This window comes from Lentzea aerocolonigenes (assembly GCF_000955955.1).
In the GTDB taxonomy this organism is placed as follows: domain Bacteria; phylum Actinomycetota; class Actinomycetes; order Mycobacteriales; family Pseudonocardiaceae; genus Lentzea; species Lentzea aerocolonigenes_A.
Genome location: NZ_JYJG01000099.1, coordinates 22,431 through 35,808 on the forward strand (window position 1 = coordinate 22,431; position 13,378 = coordinate 35,808).

Consider the following 13,378-nt stretch of genomic DNA (forward strand, 5'->3'; position numbering starts at 1 on the left):
TCAGGCCCAGACGGAGCCGGTCGCGGCCTCGGCGTCGATCTGGCGCAGCATGGCCTCGTCGATCTTGTCCAGGTCGTTGACGATGTAGCGCGCACCGGTCTCGGCCATCAGCTGCGGCTGGAACGAGTGCTCGAAGTCGCTGGGGTGGCCGATGAACGGCACGTTCAGCGCCTTGGAGATCTCGGCGACGCGCGCGACGTCGTCGATGAAGAGCACCTGGTCGAACTTCAGGTCGAAGATCTCCGTGGTGATCTCCCGGATGCCGGGGCGGAAGTCGTTGGTGCACACGTACTGCGGGCCGTCGAACAGGTCGAGGTGGTCGGCCAGGAAGTGGTCGAAGTGCTCCTTGCCCAGGCCGCCGTACGAGATCGTCTGCAGACCGAGGTCACGCAGGCGGCGCACCAGGTCGATCGCGCCGTCGAGCAGGCGGACGGGGTGGTCGACGACGTAGGCGTCGCGCTCCTCGAAGTAGACCTTCAACGCCTCCTGCGCGGTCCACGGCATGCGCGCGGCGTTGGCCATGCCCTGCCCGGCCGCGAGCTGCGGCTGGGAGAAGATCGACCGCTCGGTGTCGGCGGTGTAGGTGCCGCCGCGCTTGACGATGAAGTCGTAGATCACCGGCGAGAAGGTGTCGTTGAGCAGGACGCCGTCGATGTTGACGGCGGCGAGCTTGAGCTGGCTGAGCTTGGTCACGATGTTCTCTTTCTGCGGTGGGTGGTTTCAGTGGCCGAGCGTGCGCATGCCGGCCGGGTCGTAACGAGGTCCTGCCACGGCGTGCGCGGGCACGGCCTCGTCGACGGCGGCGATCTGCGCGGGGCTGAGCGAGAGATCCGCGGCGGCCGCGTTCTCGGTCAGGTAGCGGACCCGGCGGGTGCCGGGAATGGGCACGACGTCCTCGCCGCGCGACAACAGCCACGCGAGCGCGAGCTGCACGGGCGTGCAGCCGAACTTCTCCGCGAGCTTGCGCAGGTTGTCCACCAGCGCGAGGTTGCGGGCGAGGTTTCCTTCCTGGAACCGCGGGTGCGAGTGCCGGAAGTCCGTGTCGTCCAAATCGGACGGTGCGGTGATCTTGCCGGTCAGGAAGCCGCGGCCGACCGGCGAGTACGCGACCAGGCCGATGCCGAGCTCGCGCACGGCGGGCAGGATCTCGTCCTCGACGTCGCGGGTCCACAGCGAGTACTCGGTCTGCAGCGCGGCGATCGGGTGCACGGCGTGCGCCCGGCGCAACGTGTCCACGCTGACCTCGGACAGGCCGATGTGGCGAACCTTGCCCGCCGCCACCAGTTCCGCCAGCGCACCGGCGGTGTCCTCGATCGGCACCTCCGGGTTGCGGCGGTGCAGGTAGTACAGGTCGATGTGGTCGACGCCGAGCCGTTGCAGCGACAGCTCCACGGCCTCGCGGCACCACTGCGGGCTCGAGTCGACGAGCCGGCCGAGCCGCGGGTCCTGACCGTTGCGGCGGATGCCGAACTTCGTCGCGAGCACGACCTCGTCGCGACGGCCCTTGATCGCCCGGCCGACGAGCTCCTCGTTGTGCCCGCTGCCGTACATGTCGGCGGTGTCGATCAGCGAGACGCCCTGGTCCAGCGCGGCCCGGATGGTGTCGAGCGACGACTGCTCGTCGGACGGCCCGTAGAACTCCGACATCCCCATGCACCCGAGGCCGATGGCACCCGCCAGCGGTCCGTTCGCCCCGATCCTGCGCTGATCCATGACTTCCACTCCCTGCTCGATCACCGGTGACTCAATAACAAACCAACCGCCCCGTTTTGTCAACTGAGCAAGCCACCTCGTTCCGCTGCTCCACTTGCAGCCAGGTCATGCCCGCAGCTCAGGACATATGCATCCGCCGAGGTGGCGAGGGTCACTGGCAACTGAGGCGGATCAAGCCGGGCAAGAAACCTTTCGGTCGGTTTTTCTTCTGCTAGCGTCGGCTCCGAACGACCGAGGGGACGACATGGGGGAACTGCGATGACGACCGTCGAACGGCCGTTGGACATATCGAGCTTGGTCTCGTTCAACTCGTGCGTGTCGCGCGATCTGGTGCACCGCAAGGCGCTCGCCGAGGTGTTCCTGACGGACTGGGCGCGAGTCGGGGAGGACTCGTTCCTGCTGGGCGCGCAATGGCCGCGCAGCCACAGCTTCTACGCACCACGCGACGGCAGGCACGACCCGATGCTGGTCGCGGAAACCGTGCGGCAGGCGGGAATCCTGCTCGCGCACAAGGGTTACGACGTGCCGCTCGGGCACAGCTTCCTGATGGACCGGATCACGCTGGCCGTCCACCAGGACGAGATGACCGTCGGCGACGAGCCGGCCGACCTGCTGATCGAGGTCGAGGCACGGGACGTGCTGCGCCGGGCGCGCGGCATCAACGGCATGCGGGTCGACATGACGTTCCGGCGCGCGGGGGTGCGGATCGCATCCGGTTCCGGCTGGGTGCGGGTCGCCGGTCCCGGTGTCTACCGGCGGCTGCGCTGGGGTGGCGAACCGCGCCTGCCCGGCCCGGCCTGCTCACCGACCCCTCTCACGCCCGAGATCGTGGGGGTCACCAGCGTCGACGACGTGGTGCTCGGTGAACCCACCGGCCGGTGGACGTGGCCGCTGCGGGTGCGGACCGGGCATCCGGTGCTGTTCGACCACCCGCTCGACCACGTGCCGGGCATGGTGACGCTGGAGGCGATGCGCCAGGCGGGCCGCGCGGTGCTGGGCAGGCCCGGCGCGCAACCGCTGGACCTCGACGCGTCGTTCCCGCGGTTCCTGGAGCTCGACCGGGAGTGCCTGGTCAGCGCCGAGGTGCTGAAGTGGATCTCCCCGTCGGTGGCGGTGCTGTCCGTGCAGGCCATCCAGGACGGGGTCGTGGCGGCCGAGGCCGTGCTGACCATGGCCGCCTGAGCGGGGGTGAGCGGTCCCGGCCGGGGCCGCTCACCCGCCCAGTTCGGCGGCGGCGACGTTGTGGAAGTGCGGCAGCTTGCGGGGCGGCACCAGCGCGGGCAGCAGCAGCTGCCACATCTCGTGCACCCGCCGGCCGAGGTCGCGGCGGTTCGTCATCACCTGCGACACGAGCTGGACGCCGGTGAACGCGGCGACGAAGAACCGGGCGACCTCCTCCGGGGAGACGCTCTCCTTGACGTCCTTCTCCTCCTGCGCGCGGCGAACCAGCTGCTCGGTCGTGTCCATCCACTCGCGGTAGGGATCGCTGATCGTGCGGAACGTGCCGTGCTCCAGCGTGAGCCGGACGCCGGCGCGCACCACCGGTTCGTCCAGCAGCTGCCGGGTCATCTCCCGGGACAGCCTCATCAACAGGTCCAGCGCGGGTGCCTTGTCCTCGACGATCTGCTTCACCGAGGCCATGGTCATCTCGTGCTGGGCGTCGATCACCGCCCGCGCGAGGTCCTCCTTGGAGCTGAAGTGGAAGTACAGCGCACCTTTGGTGACCTTGGCCTGCGCGATCACGTCGCTCAGGCTGGCGCTGCCGTACCCGAACCGCTCGAACGTCTCGGCAGCACCGACGACGATCGACTCCCTGGTCAACTCAGCCCTGAGTTGCTTGGCCACGGCCACGCTCCTTCACCGCACGGACAGACCTATAAAGTACCGTACGGTTGGTTTTTTCCCAATGGCGGCATGTCGACTTAGGACCACGATGATCCTGCTCACAGGCTCGACCGGCTTCATCGGCAGTCACATCCGCACCGCGCTGACCGGATCGCCGGTCCGTTCCGGGGTGCGAACAGGCGCCGGTTTCCCGATCGAGCTCACCCACCCGTCAACGCTCGCCGCCGCCTGCGACGGTGTGGACGCCGTCGTGCACGCTGCGTCGTACATCGGGCCGGACGAGGAGATGTGCGACGCGATCAACCGCCGTGGCACCGAGGCTCTCGTCCGTGCCGCCGACGGTCGCCGGTTCGTCTACCTCAGCACGGCGGCGGTCTACGGCAACGGACCGCATCGGGACGCGGCGGAGGGTTCTCTGGCGCCGGCACCGGTGTCCGCGCTCAGCCGCAGCAGGCTCGCGGCCGAGGAAGCTGTGCTTGCCGCCGGTGGCGTCGTCGTGCGGCCGCATTTGGTCTACGGCAAGGGAGACAAGTGGTTCGCCCCTGCCGTGCGGCACCTCGTCCGCACGCTGGGCGGCTGGCCGGGCGATGGCAGCGCGTTGATCTCGACGATCGCCGCTTCTTCCCTGGGCTCGTTGATGGGCGCGCTCGCCCTGATGGACGTGCGCGGACCGCTTGTGCTGCACGCGAACCATCCCCAGCCACAACCCGCACGGGAGATCGCGCGGACCGTGGCACGGATGTTCGGCGACCCGATCCCGGACGGCGCCGGCCGGGGAACGGGTGTGCCTGAGCGGCACCTGACGATGATGACCGAAGACCACTGGTACCGGTCGGATCGAATCTGGCAGCTCACCGGCGTGCAGCCGAGCCTCGCCGGCTAGCGGCCGACGAGTTCCACGGTCCGCCCGGCCCTGCGCGACTCGTCGACCCACTGGTCGATCGCCTGCCCGCAGGCCTGGTCGAGGTGCCGCACGCCACTCAGATCCATCCGGACGTGCTCCTGGTCGACCCGGTCCAGCGCGTCCAGCAGTCGCGGCAGCCTCAGGAAGGTCGCATTTCCTTTCAGCGCAACGCCTTCCGGCGTCTCCACGACCGACAACCGGGACACGTCCCAGGCGGTCTTGATCACCGCCGCCAGCAATCCGGCCACCGTGCCGGTCAGCAGGTCCGTCGCCACGATGAGCCCTGCGGTCAGCACCAGCACCGCGCCTTCGGCCTTGTCCTTGCGCCACAACGAGACCAGCTCTTTGAGGCCGAGCAGCTTCCACCCCGCGTGCACCAGCACCGCGGCCAGCACGGCGACCGGGATCAACGTCAGCAACCCCGGCGCCAGCACCACGAACAGCAGCAACCACACGCCGTGCAGCACCCGCGAGGCTTTCGTCCGCGCACCGGCCTGGACGTTGGCCGCACTGCGCACGATCACCGCGGTCATCGGCAACGCCCCGAGCAGTCCGCAGATCGTGTTGCCCACACCTTGCGCGACCAGCTCGCGGTTGTACCGCGTGCGCGGCCCGTTGTGCATCCGATCCACCGCCGCCGCACTGAACATGCTCTCCGCCGACGCCACGAGCGCGAACACCACCGCGGTGCCGGCCACTCCGACGTTCAGCAACCCGAAGTCCGGCAGATGCACGTCAGCCGAGAGCGTGCCGACGTCGATGCGCGCGACCGGCGAGGCCAGTGCCAGCGCGGTGCAAACCACTACGCCCACCAGCACGCCCGGCACGACGCGCAGCGGAGTTCGTTGCCACAGCAGCATGATGACGACCGTCAGCAGCCCGAGAGCCAATGCCAACGGGGCTTTCAGGTGCTTCAGCTGACCGAACACCAGCACCAGCCCGATACCGGCCAGCATCCCCTGCACCACGGACGGCGAGATCGCGCGGAACCACCGCCCGCACCGGGTTGAGCCCAGTACGACCTGGATGAGCCCGGCCCCCAGCACGATCACGCCGAGCGCCTGAATCCCGTGCTTCCCAACAGCATCCGCCACCAGCACGGTGAGCCCGGCAGCCGGCCCGCTCACCTGCATCGTGCTGCCGGGCAACAGCCCGACGACGATCCCGCCGACCACCCCGGTCACGATCCCGAGCTCGGCCGGCACCCCGGACGCCACCGCCACACCCACGCACAGCGGCAGCGCCACGAGGAACACCACGACCGACGCCCCGAGGTCGGCCCAATACCTGTTCATCTCTTCCCTTACAGCGGCAGGAAGGCGTGCTCGGAACACGCGGAGACCTCGCCGGTCTCGATGTCGTAGAACCATCCGTGCACCCGCAGCTCTCCGGCTGCGATCTTCTCGGCGACGAACGGGTACGCCAGCAGGATCCGCAGCTGCCGGCGAACGTGCTCCTGCCCTTCGCCCCGCATGGCCGGATCACCAGGCTGCTTGGTCCGATGCCGCGGCCCGAGCCACCCGCGCATGGCCGGCAGATGGTCGATCTTCGCGCCATGAAGGCCCGCGACCGCACCGCAGTGCGAGTGCCCGCACACCACGATCTCGCTGACCCCGAGCTGCAACACCGCGAACTCGATCGTCGCCATCTCACTGGACGGCGCGCTGAGCGAGTACGGCGGAATGACGTTGCCCGCGGTCCGCAGCTCGAACAACGACCCGGGCTCGGCCCCGGTGATCTCGGCCGTCACGATGCGCGAGTCGGCGCACGTGATGAACATCGTCGTGGGCTGCTGACCAGCCGCAAGCCTCTTGCCCGTGGCGCGTGACCGCGACTTCGCGTGCGCGCGGGCATGCTGAACAAAGCGATGGAAGTCCATGGAATCCCTCACTGCTAAAGGTGTTTTCGGTTTTGATCACGGTGGGGAAACCGGGATCAGTTCCGGAACACCTGCAGTGCGGGGGGTGTGCGCCAAACCGCTATCGGCTCGGCGGCGGACTCTCGAATGGTCGCCGGCGCTTCGTGCGGCGGGACCTCGGCGACGAGCTTCGGCTTGGCCACGCTCGCCATGCGCTCGACGGCGGCGACCTTGATGCGCAGCCTGCTCGTCTCACGCTCCTCGCGGGGCGCTTCCTCCTTGGGCACGGAGGTTTTGGACTTGGGCGGGGGCGCGCCGATCGACGCGGTCGACACGGCCGGGGCGAGCACGGCGCACAGGGCGATCACGACGGCCAGCAGAACGCTGCGCATGCTCACCCCCCAACCGAGTTGATCTACAGCTACCAGTTTCGCCCGAACTGGACAACCTTCGCGATATGCGGAACTCAGTTCGCCCGTATCCAGGAGCAGGTTCACCCGAAAGAGATTCCTGTTTCACGGAAAGGCACGTTCACGACGGCGACGGCCGGATGCCGAACTTCTCACCCACCATGTCCCAGAACGCGGGCACGGCCTCCTCGACCAGGCGCTCCTGGACCTCGTGGCTGCCCTGCCCGCGGCGCTTGCGACCCTGGAAGACCAGCACGCAGCACCCGTCCCGGACGGGCACCAACGACGACGGCGACGCGACCCGGATCGTCTCGTAGTACCAGGTCTTCGCATCCAGCGACACGACGACGAGGTCGTGCATCGAGGTGGTGACGCCCAGCCGGTCAGCCACACCGCTGCCGAGGACGCTCGCGACGATGTCCCGCATGTGCTGGTGCGACTCGAAATCCAGCTCGGCGAACCACTGCGCGACGTCGACCCAACCGCGATCGGCGAACTCGCCTCGGATCAACCACATGCACGCACGCTAGAGAAAGGCGAACGCCCCGCGCGACGTCGTTGTCGCGCGGGGCGTCATGCTGCTCTCCGCTGGTCGAACGCCGTTGTCAGACCACAGCGAGCGGAAGCTGGTTCGGAATAACAGGCGAGGGCAGGTTCGACGACCCCGTCAGGAAGTTGTCCACGGCATGAGCCACGGACCGCCCCTCCGCGATCGCCCACACCACGAGGGATGCGCCGCGGTGGGCGTCACCGCACACGAACACGCCCGGCGCCGAAGTCTGCCAGTCGGAGCCGCACGAGATGGTGCCGCGCGTGGTCAGGGAGATTCCGAGGTCGTCCAGCAAACGCATGTGCTCGACGCCCTCGAAGCCGATCGCCAGCAGCACCATGTCCGCCGGCAGCACCTCGACCTCGTCCGACACCGGGATCACCGAGCGGCGGCCGGACGAGTCCTTCTCGACGCGCACCTGCTGCAGTTCGATGAAGCGCACGTGGCCGTCGTCGTCGCCCACGAAACGACGGACCGCCACGGTGAAGCGGCGCTCGCCCGCCTCCTCGTGTGCCGGGTAGGTGCGCAGGATGTGCGGCCACACCGGCCACGGCGAGCGGTCGTCGTCCCTCACCGAAGGCGGCATCGGGTACTGGTCGAGCTGCGTCACGGACAGCGCGCCCTGACGGGTCGCGGTGCCGTAGCAGTCGGCGCCCGTGTCGCCGCCGCCGATGACGATGACGTGCTTACCGGCAGCCGAGATCGAGGACGGGCCGTCGCCCTCGACGGCCCGGTTCGCGGGCACCAGGTGGTCCATCGCGAGGTGCACGCCGGCCAGTTCACGCCCAGGAGTCGTCTTGTCGTCCCGGCCGCGCAAAGCACCCACGGCCAGCACCACCGCGTCGAACTCGGCGCGCAGCTGCTCGACCGTGATGTCGACGCCGACCTCGCAGCCGGTCACGAAGCGAGTTCCTTCCCGGCGAAGTTGCGACAACCGCCGGTCGAGGACCTTCTTCTCCATCTTGAACTCGGGAATGCCGTACCGGAGCAGGCCACCGAGCCGGTCATCCCGTTCGTACACAACGACTTCGTGCCCGGCGCGGGTCAGCTGCTGAGCGGCGGCCAATCCAGCCGGACCGGAACCCACCACAGCAACGCGCTTGCCTGAAGACACCGTGGCCTGAGAAGGCTGGACGTAGCCGTTCTCCCACGACATGTCCGCGATGGTCTCCTCGACCCGCTTGATCGCGACGGCACCACCGGCATCGTGAGAAATCGCCAGCACACAGGCGGCTTCGCAGGGCGCCGGGCACAGACGACCCGTGAACTCCGGGAAGTTGTTGGTGGCGTGCAAACGGTCCGAGGCGAGCTCCCAGTCGCCGCGGCGCACCAGGTCGTTCCACTCGGGGATGAGGTTCCCGAGTGGACAGCCCGCGGTTCCGCTGTGGCAGAAGGGAATGCCGCAGTCCATGCACCGGGTCGCCTGCGTGCGCACGGCGGCGTTGCGCTCGGCAGGCTCCTCGTGGAGGTAGACCTCGTTCCAGTCCTGCAAGCGTTCCGGCTTCGGACGCTTCGGCGCGTCGGCGCGGGAGTACTTCATGAAACCCTGTGGATCAGCCACGAGACGCCTCCATGACAGCCTGGTCGACGTCCCGGCCCTCAGCCCGAGCGAGGCGCATCGCGTCCATCACTCGCTGGAAGTCGCCGGGCATGACCTTCGTGAACGCACCGGCCCGCCGGGTCCAGTCACCGAGCAGCGACGCGGCGACGGCGGAACCCGTCGCCTTGTGGTGCTTGGTGATGGCGTCCTTGAGCCAACGCAGGTCCTCGGCGTTGAGGCGCTGCAGTTGCACCATCTCCTGGTTCACCGACAACGGGTCCAGGTCGAGCACGTACGCGATGCCGCCGGACATGCCGGCCGCGACGTTGCGCCCGGTCGGCCCGAGCACCACGGCCCGGCCACCGGTCATGTATTCGAACGCGTGGTCGCCCACACCTTCAGCCACCAGCAGAGCGCCGGAGTTGCGAACGCAGAACCGTTCTCCGACGCGGCCGCGCAGGAAGATCTCACCGGACGTCGCGCCGTAGCCGATCACGTTGCCCGCGATCACCTGGTCCTCGGCGCGGAACGGCGCGTCGTCGTGCGGCCGGACGATGATCCGCCCACCGGACAGGCCCTTGCCGACGTAGTCGTTCGCGTCGCCGACCATCTCCAGCGTGATGCCGCGCGGCAGGAACGCGCCGAGCGACTGGCCGGCGGATCCGGTCAGCTTCACCCGGATCGTGTCGTCCTCCAGGCCCTCGCCGCCGTAGCGACGGGTGACCTCGGCGCCGAGCAGCGTGCCGACGGTGCGGTTGACGTTGCGGACCGGCAGCTCCAGGTTCACCTGGTGCGCGTCCTCCAGCGCCGCCTCGGCGAGCTGGATCAGCGTGCGGTCCAGGGCCTTGTCCAGGCCGTGGTCCTGGTCGCGGATCTTGCGCTTCGCCGTCGGGTACGGGGTTTCCGGCACCTCGAACACCGGCTCGAGGTTCAGGCCCTCGGTCTTCCAGTGCTCGATCGCGTCGTCCTTGTCGAGCAGCTCGGCGTGACCCACGGCCTCGTCGATCGTGCGGAAACCGAGCTCCGCCAGCAGCTCCCGGGCTTCCTGCGCGATGAACTCGAAGAAGTTCACGACGTGGTCGGCCTGGCCGGTGTAGCGGGCGCGCAGGTCCGGGTTCTGCGTGGCGACGCCGACCGGGCACGTGTCCAGGTGGCAGACGCGCATCATCACGCAGCCCGCGACGATCAGCGGCGCGGTCGCGAAGCCGAACTCCTCAGCGCCCAGCAGCGCTGCCACGACAACATCGCGGCCGGTGCGCATCGCACCGTCGACCTGCACGGTGATGCGGTCGCGCAAACCGTTGAGCAGCAACGTCTGCTGCGTCTCGGCGAGCCCGATCTCCCACGGCGTGCCGGCGTGCTTCAGCGAATTCATCGGCGAAGCACCGGTGCCGCCGTCGTAGCCCGAGATCAGCACGACGTCCGCGTGCGCCTTGGCGACACCCGCCGCGACCGTGCCGACGCCGATCGACGAGACCAGCTTCACGTGAACGCGCGCCTGCTCGTTCGCGTTCTTCAGGTCGTGGATGAGCTGCGCCAGGTCTTCGATCGAGTAGATGTCGTGGTGCGGCGGCGGGGAGATGAGACCCACGCCGGGCGTCGAGTGCCGGGTGCGCGCGATCCACGGGTAGACCTTGAAACCGGGCAGCTGGCCGCCCTCGCCGGGCTTCGCGCCCTGCGCCATCTTGATCTGGATGTCCGTGGAGTTCACGAGGTACTCGCTCGTGACGCCGAACCGTCCACTCGCGACCTGCTTGACCGCGGAACGCCGCTCCGGGTCGTACAAGCGCTCGCGGTCCTCGCCGCCCTCACCCGAGTTGGACCGGCCACCGAGCCGGTTCATCGCGATGGCAAGGGTTTCGTGCGCTTCGGCCGAGATCGAGCCGTACGACATGGCGCCGGTGTTGAAGCGCTTGACGATCGAGCTGACCGGCTCGACCTCGTCGATCGGGATCGGCGTGCGGCCCTCGGTGCGGAACTTGAACAGGCCGCGCAACGTGCCGCCCTGCCGCGAGATGCGCTCGACCTCCGCCGTGTACTGGCGGAAGACGTCCTCCTTGCGCGTCTTCGTGGCGTGCTGCAACAGGAACACCGTCTCCGGCGTGAACAGGTGCAGCTCGCCCTCGCGGCGGTACGAGTACTCGCCGCCGACCTCGAGCCTGCGGTGCGCGCGGTCGGTGGGGTTGTCCGGGAACGCCCGGCGGTGGCGCAGCGCCACTTCCTCGGCGAGCACGTCGAGACCGGCACCGCCGAGCTTCGACTGCGTGCCGGTGAAGTACTCGTCCAGCAGGTCGTTGGACAGGCCGACCGCCTCGAAGATCTGCGCCGCGGTGTAGGCACCGACGGTCGAGATGCCCATCTTCGACATGATCTTCAGGACGCCCTTCACGAGCGCCTTGACGTAGTTGCGGATCGCCTTGTGCGCCGGGACACCGGTGATGGCGCCCTGGCTGATCAGGTCCTCGATCGTCTCGAACGCGAGGTACGGGTTCACCGCGGCGGCGCCGTAGCTCAGCAGCGCGGCGACGTGGTGGACCTCGCGGCAGTCACCGGACTCGACGACCAGCGCGACGCGCAGACGTTCCTTGGTGCGCACCAGGTGGTGGTGCACCGCGGAAACGAGCAGCAGCGACGGGATCGGCGCCATCCGGTGGTCGGAGTCGCGGTCGCTCAGCACCAGCGTGCGAGCACCGTTCGCGATGGCCTCCGACGCCTCGCGACGCACGCGCTCGATCGCCGCGGTCAGCGCCTCGCCGCCACCGTCCACTTCGTACAGTCCGGAGAGGACGGTGCACGCGAAGCCCGGCAGGTCGCCGTCGTCGTTGATGTGGATGAGCTTGGCGAGCTCGTCGTTGTCGATGACCGGGTAGTCCAGCGTCACGTGGCGGCACGAGACCGGGCCGGGGTCGAGCAGGTTCTGCTCAGGGCCCATCACGCGCTTGACGGACGTGACGATCTCCTCGCGGATCGCGTCCAGCGGCGGGTTGGTGACCTGCGCGAAGTTCTGCACGAAGTAGTCGTAGAGCAACCGGGAACGCTGGCTGAGAGCCGCGACCGGCGTGTCCGTGCCCATCGAGGCGAGCGGCTCGGCACCCGTGATCGACATGGGCGTGAGCAGGATCCGCAGCTCCTCCTCGGTGTAGCCGAAGGTGAGCTGGCGGCGCACGACCGACTCGTGGCTCTGCACCACGTGCTCGCGGTCCGACAGGTCGGCGAGGTCGAGCAGACCGGCGTGCAGCCACTCGTCGTAGGGCTTCTCCGTGGCCAGCCCCGACTTGAACTCCTCGTCGTCGACGATGCGGCCCTGCGTGGTGTCCACCAGGAACATGCGACCGGGCTGCAGGCGCCCCTTCGCGACGACCTGGTCGGACGGCACGTCGAGCACACCGGTCTCGGACGCCAGCACGACCCGGCCGTCCTTGGTCTGCCACCAGCGGGCCGGGCGCAGGCCGTTGCGGTCGAGCACCGCGCCGACGAGCTCGCCGTCGGTGAACGTGACACACGCCGGACCGTCCCACGGCTCCATCAGCGAGGCGTGGAACTGGTAGAACGCCCGGCGCTTCGGGTCCATCGTGGCGTGGTTCTCCCACGCCTCCGGGATCATCATCAGCACCGCGTGCGGCAGGCTGCGGCCGCCGAGGTGCAGCAGTTCCAGCACCTCGTCGAACGACGCCGAGTCCGACCCGTCGGGGTCGCAGATCGGGAAGAGCCGCGCGAGGTCGCCCGGGATGAGATCGCTGTCCAGCAACGCCTCGCGGGCGCGCATGCGGTTGCGGTTGCCGCGGACGGTGTTGATCTCACCGTTGTGCGCGACGAACCGGAACGGGTGCGCGAGCGGCCACGAGGGGAACGTGTTCGTGGAGAAACGGCTGTGCACCAACGCGATCGCCGTGTAGAGGCGCTCGTCGTGCAGGTCCGGGAAGAACGCCGGCAACTGCTCGGTCGTCAGCATTCCCTTGTAGACGATCGTGCGCGCGGACAGCGACGGGAAGTACACGCTGCCCTCGTGCTCCACCCGCTTGCGCAGGCAGAAAGCCAGGCGGTCGAGGGCGATGCCGGCCTCGTCCCGCGTGCCCTTCACGAAGAGCTGCGCGAAGTGCGGCGCCACGGACATGGCGGTCGGGCCGACGTTCGCCTTCTCGGCGTCGACCGGGACATCGCGCCAGCCGAGAACAACGAGGTTCTCCTCTTCGGCAATGCGCTCGATGTCCTGCATTGCGGCGACACGTTCTTCGGATTCAAACGGCAGGAAGGCGATTCCCGCCGCGTACTGCCCGCGTTCCGGCAGCTCGAACTCGACGACCGCTCGCAAAAACTCGTCCGGCAGCTGAAGAAGGATGCCTGCACCGTCACCCGAGGTGGGTTCGGCGCCCGCGGCACCACGATGCTCCAGGTTGGCCAGCGCCGTCAGGGCATCGACGACGATGCCGTGGGAACGCCTGCCCTGGATGTCGGCCACCATGGCGACACCACAGGCGTCGCGCTCATCAGCCGGGTCGTAAAGACCCTGGGGGCCGGGGATGGCGGAGAAGATCACTGCGCAGACCTCCTTCGTCGT

At 68.7% G+C, this 13,378-nt stretch carries 11 protein-coding genes; 2 read left to right on the forward strand and 9 right to left on the reverse strand.

The features are described from left to right. Together UK23_RS16140 and UK23_RS16145 are read right to left on the reverse strand one after the other, a co-directional pair. On the reverse strand, nucleotides 1-693 hold the full coding sequence (locus tag UK23_RS16140) for an HAD family hydrolase (RefSeq protein WP_045312342.1): 693 nt from the start codon (nucleotides 691-693) through the stop codon (nucleotides 1-3). Between the two features lie 27 nt (nucleotides 694-720). Beyond that, nucleotides 721-1,713, reverse strand: a complete 993-nt coding sequence (locus UK23_RS16145) for an aldo/keto reductase (RefSeq protein ID WP_045312383.1) — start codon at nucleotides 1,711-1,713, stop codon at nucleotides 721-723. A gap of 258 nt (nucleotides 1,714-1,971) precedes the next feature. Between UK23_RS16145 and UK23_RS16150 the strand changes: the two genes are divergently transcribed. Next, a complete protein-coding gene (locus UK23_RS16150; protein ID WP_045312343.1) occupies nucleotides 1,972-2,895 on the forward strand; it encodes a ScbA/BarX family gamma-butyrolactone biosynthesis protein in 924 nt (307 codons plus the stop codon). Between the two features lie 30 nt (nucleotides 2,896-2,925). Here the strand turns inward: UK23_RS16150 and UK23_RS16155 are convergent, their stop codons facing one another. Further along, nucleotides 2,926-3,558, reverse strand: a complete 633-nt coding sequence (locus UK23_RS16155; protein WP_045312384.1) for a ScbR family autoregulator-binding transcription factor — start codon at nucleotides 3,556-3,558, stop codon at nucleotides 2,926-2,928. A gap of 88 nt (nucleotides 3,559-3,646) precedes the next feature. Between UK23_RS16155 and UK23_RS16160 the strand changes: the two genes are divergently transcribed. Further along, complete coding sequence (locus tag UK23_RS16160; RefSeq protein WP_052684713.1) at nucleotides 3,647-4,441, forward strand: NAD-dependent epimerase/dehydratase family protein; 795 nt, start codon at nucleotides 3,647-3,649, stop codon at nucleotides 4,439-4,441. Here the strand turns inward: UK23_RS16160 and UK23_RS16165 are convergent. From UK23_RS16165 to gltB, 6 genes are all read right to left on the reverse strand, one after another. After that, nucleotides 4,438-5,757 (reverse strand): SulP family inorganic anion transporter, encoded by a 1,320-nt coding sequence (locus UK23_RS16165; protein WP_045312345.1) that lies wholly within the window; start codon nucleotides 5,755-5,757, stop codon nucleotides 4,438-4,440. The two genes, UK23_RS16160 and UK23_RS16165, sit on opposite strands and share 4 nt — an antisense overlap. An 8-nt stretch (nucleotides 5,758-5,765) precedes the next feature. After that, the gene (locus tag UK23_RS16170) at nucleotides 5,766-6,341 is read right to left on the reverse strand and encodes a carbonic anhydrase (protein WP_045312346.1); all 576 of its coding nucleotides are present in this window, start codon (nucleotides 6,339-6,341) and stop codon (nucleotides 5,766-5,768) included. 56 nt (nucleotides 6,342-6,397) lie between these two features. After that, nucleotides 6,398-6,712 (reverse strand): hypothetical protein, encoded by a 315-nt coding sequence (locus tag UK23_RS16175; protein WP_045312347.1) that lies wholly within the window; start codon nucleotides 6,710-6,712, stop codon nucleotides 6,398-6,400. 139 nt (nucleotides 6,713-6,851) lie between these two features. After that, nucleotides 6,852-7,247, reverse strand: coding sequence for a hypothetical protein (locus tag UK23_RS16180; RefSeq protein ID WP_045312348.1), 396 nt, complete (start codon nucleotides 7,245-7,247; stop codon nucleotides 6,852-6,854). Nucleotides 7,248-7,335: 88 nt separating this feature from the next. Continuing rightward, complete coding sequence (locus UK23_RS16185) at nucleotides 7,336-8,841, reverse strand: glutamate synthase subunit beta (protein ID WP_045312349.1); 1,506 nt, start codon at nucleotides 8,839-8,841, stop codon at nucleotides 7,336-7,338. After that, a complete protein-coding gene (gene gltB, locus UK23_RS16190; RefSeq protein WP_045312350.1) occupies nucleotides 8,834-13,357 on the reverse strand; it encodes a glutamate synthase large subunit in 4,524 nt (1,507 codons plus the stop codon). Before gltB ends, UK23_RS16185 begins: the two co-directional genes overlap by 8 nt. Between the last annotated feature and the right edge of the window lie 21 nt (nucleotides 13,358-13,378).